Here is a 4,092-nt window from a genome sequence, read left to right as displayed (position 1 = left end):
GGCGGGCGTACTGGGCCACGTTGCGCGCGTCGAGCTCACGCGCGGCCGCGTGGGCCTCGGCCTCCGTCGACCCGACCACGGGCACGCGGCCCGGCTGTATCTTGATCCCGTGGGCGTCGCGGCCGGCCGCGACCGTCCGGGCCTTGAGGTCGGCGTAGAACGCCCGCGCGTCGTCGAGCGTCTGGTGCGCGGTGAACACCGCCTCCGCGTACCGCGCCGCGAGCCCCTTGCCGTCCTCCGACGACCCGGCCTGCACGATGAGCGGCCGCGCCTGCGGCGACCGCGGGGTGGTGAGCGCGCCCGCGACGGAGAAGTGCTCGCCGACGTGCCCGGCGGGGTGGATCTTCGCCGCGTCCGCCCAGACGCCGGCCTCCTTGTCGCCGAGCACGGCATCGTCGTCCCACGAGTCCCAGAGCGTGGACGCGACGTCCAGGAACTCCGCGGCGCGCTCGTAGCGCACGGCGTGCGCGGGCTGGTCGTCGAGGCCGAAGTTGCGCGCGATGTCGGGCCCCGCCGTCGTCACGACGTTCCACCCGGCGCGGCCGCCCGAGACGATGTCGATCGACGCGAACCGCCGGGCCAGGTTGTACGGCGAGTTGTAGGTCGTGGACGCCGTCGCGATGAGCCCGATGCGCTCCGTGGCGGCCGCCAGCGCGGTGAGCACGATCAGCGGGTCCAACGACCCGGCGGGGCGGCGTCCGACGTCGCTGCGCAGGCCGGGGCCGTCGGCGAAGAAGACGGAGTCGAGCAGCCCCTCCTCCGCCGTGCGGGCCAGCCGCTGCAGATAGGCGATGTTCGTGGACGTGTGGTCCGGGGAGCTCTCGGGCAGCCGCCACGACGCCTCGTGGTGCCCGGTGCTCATGAGGAACGCGTTGAGGTGGAAGGGTCCGGGGCGGTGGCCGTCGCGGCCGGCGGTGCGGGTCATGCGGTCACGTCCTTCCGCTCGACGCCGAGGGCGTCGAGCAGCTCGGTGCGGATGGTGGCGAAGCGGGGGTCGGCGGCGTCGCGCGCGCCGTCGAGGTCGATGCGGCGCTCGACGGCGATGCGGCCGCGGTCGAGGACGACGACGCGGTCGGCGAGCACGATCGCCTCGTCGACGTCGTGCGTCACGAGCAGCACCGCGGGCCGGTGCCGGTCGTACAGGTCGCGCAGCAGCTCGTGCATGCGGATCCGGGTGAGGGCGTCGAGGGCGCCGAACGGCTCGTCGGCCAGCAGGAGCTGGGGCGAGCGCACGAGCGAGCGGGCCAGCGACACGCGCTGCTGCTCGCCGCCGGACAGCTCGTTCGGCCAGGCGCGCTCCCGGCCGGCGAGGCCGACCTCGGCGAGCGCGGCCAGGCCGGCGTCGCGGGCGTCGCGACGGCCCACGCCGTCCAGGCCCAGCACGACGTTGTCGAGGACCCGCGCCCACGGCAGCAGCCGCGAGTCCTGGAACACGACGGACACCTGGTCGGGCACGCGCACCTCGCCGGTACCCGCGACGCCGTGGTCGAGGCCCGCGAGCGCCCGCAGCAGCGTCGACTTGCCCGAGCCGCTGCGACCCAGGATCGCGACGAACTCCCCCGTGGCGAGCTCCAGGTCGAGGTCGTCGAGCACCCGGTCCTCGCCGTACGCGCGCACCAGGCCGCGCACGGCGACGGCGGGCGCCCCGGCGACGGCGTCCGTGCCGGTCGCGGCGGGCGTGACGCTCAGTCCTCCAGCGTGCGTCGCCATGCGAGCGCCCTCCTCTGCAGCAGCCGGACGGCGGCGTCGGCGCTGAACCCGAGGACGCCGTAGACCACGAGGCCGACGATGATGACCTCGGTCTGGCCGTAGGTGCGGGCGAGCTCCATCATGTAGCCGATGCCCGCGGTGGCGTTGACCTGCTCGACGACGACCAGCGACAGCAGGGAGCCGGTGACCGCGAACCGCAGGCCGAGCAGGAAGCCGGGCAGCGCGCCCGGCAGCACCACGCGGCGCACGAACTGCGGCCGGCCCAGCCGCACCGTCTCGGCCAGCTCGACGTACCGGGAGTCGATGGAGCGCAGCCCGTTGTGCGTGTGCACGTAGATCGGGATGAACACGCCGAGCGCGATGGTGATGACCTTCATCGGCTCGCCGATGCCGAACCACAGGATGAGCAGAGGCAGCAGCGCGAGGTTCGGGATGGCCCGCTTGACCTGGATCGGCCCGTCGAGGAGGGCGTCGCCCACCCGGCTGAGCCCGGAGGCGAGCGCCAGGACGACGCCGGCCGCGACGCCCCATGCCAGCCCGAGGGCCGCGCGGGTCAGCGAGACGCCGAGGTTCTCCTGCAGGTCGCCCTTGGCGATCAGGTCGCCGGCGGTCGTGACGACGGTCCACGGGGCGCTGAGCACCCGCTGGTCGATGAGGCCGGTGGCGGAGCCGGCCACCCACACGCCGACCAGGACGACGACGCCGAGCAGCCCGGCCGCGGGGATCGGACGGCCCAGCCCGAGCCGCCGGCCGGCGGGGCGGACGTCGGGCCGTGCCTCGGGCCGGGCACCGGCGACGGTCTGCGCCGCGCCCGGAGACGTGCGGGGCGCGGTGCCCGCCCGGGTGATGGTGCCGACGGCGGTCATCGGTCCTCCTCCGCCGCGCGCTGTGCCTCGACGCCGGCGGTCTGCGCCGCGACGAACCGCTGGTCGAAGAGGTCGGCGGCGTCGAGCGGGTCCTCGTCCAGCTCCTCGGCGAGCAGGTCGACCGTCTCCTGCGTGCGGGCGATGCCGTCGGTGAGGTCGGCCGGGATGTCGGGCACGGCCGCGTGGTCCGTGAGGTACTGGGCGTCCTCCTCGGTCAGCCCCTCGTGCTCGACGTAGTACCCCTGCTTCCACTCCTCGGGGTGCTCGGCGACCCACACCTTCGCCTGGGCCCACACCTCGACGTACTCGTCGAGCGCCGCGGCCTTGGCCGGGTCCTCGAGCACGGCCTTCGGCGCGTAGAGGTGGCCGGCGTCGTCGCGCAGGCCGTGCTTGACCGACTGCGCGCCGTCGGCCTCGTACTTCGTGAGGTAGCGGAACAGCTGCGTGCCGCCCAGCGGGGCGACGTCGACCTCCCCCGCTGCCAGCGCGGTCGAGTACACGTCGCCGGTGCTGGGCAGCTCGACGAGCTCCACGTCGTCCTGGGTGAGCCCGGCCGCGGCCAGCGCCTTGAGCACCAGCGCGCCCTGCGCCTGGCCGGGGCTGAACGCGATCCGCTTGCCGGCCAGGTCGTCGAGGGAACCGAGCGCGATGCCGGGCCGCCCGGCGAGCTCGTAGATCGGCGCCTCCTGCCAGTTCTCCCGGTACTGGGTCGCGATGATCGACACCGGCACGCCCGTCCACGTCGCGTGGATGGGCGGGATGTCCGCCACCGCTCCGACGTCGAGCGACTCGGCGCGGAACGCCTCGATGGTCTGCGGGCCGCCGGACAGGTTGGCCCACTCCAGGTCGAACGAGAAGTCGTGCTCGATCTCGTCGCCGGCCAGCTCGAGCGCGACCTCGGTGGTCGGGTCGCCGACGACGAGCGTCGTGCCGTCCGGCACCGCGGACGGCAGCGGGTCGGAGGCGGCGAGCGTGCCGCCCGGGCCGTCCGCGGCGGCGTCGGCGACGCAGCCGGCGGTGCCGAGCAGTCCGAAGAGGCCGACCACGGCGGCGGCCGTCCGTCGGGCAGCGCGGGCGCGGCGGAAGGGGATCGTTCGGGGCATGACGGGGTCCTCTCGGGGCGTGCGGGGGTACGCCACGTCACCCGGCCGCGCGACGGCGGACGGGGCGGTGGTCTCGAGCGGGTTCTGCTGCCGGGAAGGCGGAGGCGACGGCGTGCGTCGGGTCAGCGGCGACAGCGGCGGCGGGGCCGACAGCCCCGGCGGGCGCACGGCACGACGGCCCCCGCGGTGCGGGTGGCCGGGGACCGGAGTCCGTTCGTGTCGGCGGGCATGGCAGGGAAAGTAGGCGCCGCGCAAGCCCCGCGCGAGAGTTCCCCGGAAAGTCTCACGATGCGGGACCCTCGGCGTCGTCACCCCGAGCTGTCAGGACCAGCGCAGGGCATGGCCCGCGCCCGCCCTGACGACGGGAGGCGGGCACGACGAAGGCCCCGGACCCTGTGAGGGGGTCCGGGGCC

The 4,092-nt window shown here is 75.1% G+C and carries 4 protein-coding genes; all 4 read right to left on the bottom strand.

Annotated elements, in window-relative coordinates; all coding sequences use genetic code 11:
• Window positions 1-925: NtaA/DmoA family FMN-dependent monooxygenase (locus tag ACFWEK_RS19535; RefSeq protein WP_430555115.1), on the bottom strand; the 925-nt coding region annotated here is incomplete at its 3' end.
• Window positions 922-1,710: an ABC transporter ATP-binding protein gene (locus ACFWEK_RS19530; protein WP_430546990.1), complete on the bottom strand. Its 789-nt coding sequence runs from the start codon at window positions 1,708-1,710 to the stop codon at window positions 922-924. The genes ACFWEK_RS19535 and ACFWEK_RS19530, both read right to left, overlap by 4 nt.
• The gene (locus ACFWEK_RS19525; protein WP_430546991.1) at window positions 1,686-2,576 is read right to left on the bottom strand and encodes an ABC transporter permease; all 891 of its coding nucleotides are present in this window, start codon (window positions 2,574-2,576) and stop codon (window positions 1,686-1,688) included. The genes ACFWEK_RS19530 and ACFWEK_RS19525 overlap by 25 nt, the downstream gene beginning before the upstream one ends.
• On the bottom strand, window positions 2,573-3,679 hold the full coding sequence (locus ACFWEK_RS19520; RefSeq protein WP_430546992.1) for an ABC transporter substrate-binding protein: 1,107 nt from the start codon (window positions 3,677-3,679) through the stop codon (window positions 2,573-2,575). Before ACFWEK_RS19520 ends, ACFWEK_RS19525 begins: the two co-directional genes overlap by 4 nt.
• Between the last annotated feature and the right edge of the window lie 413 nt (window positions 3,680-4,092).

This window comes from Isoptericola sp. NPDC060257 (assembly GCF_042726645.1).
In the GTDB taxonomy this organism is placed as follows: domain Bacteria; phylum Actinomycetota; class Actinomycetes; order Actinomycetales; family Cellulomonadaceae; genus Isoptericola; species Isoptericola nanjingensis.
Note: the sequence above shows the minus strand (reverse complement) of the source record. Positions and strands in the feature narration are given on the sequence as shown.

Coding starts and splice junctions, on each gene's coding strand:
- ACFWEK_RS19520 (WP_430546992.1), bottom strand. CDS start 3,679: ATGCCCCGAACGATCCCCTTCCGCCGCGCCCGCGCTGCCCGACGGACG.
- ACFWEK_RS19530 (WP_430546990.1), bottom strand. CDS start 1,710: ATGGCGACGCACGCTGGAGGACTGAGCGTCACGCCCGCCGCGACCGGC.
- ACFWEK_RS19525 (WP_430546991.1), bottom strand. CDS start 2,576: ATGACCGCCGTCGGCACCATCACCCGGGCGGGCACCGCGCCCCGCACG.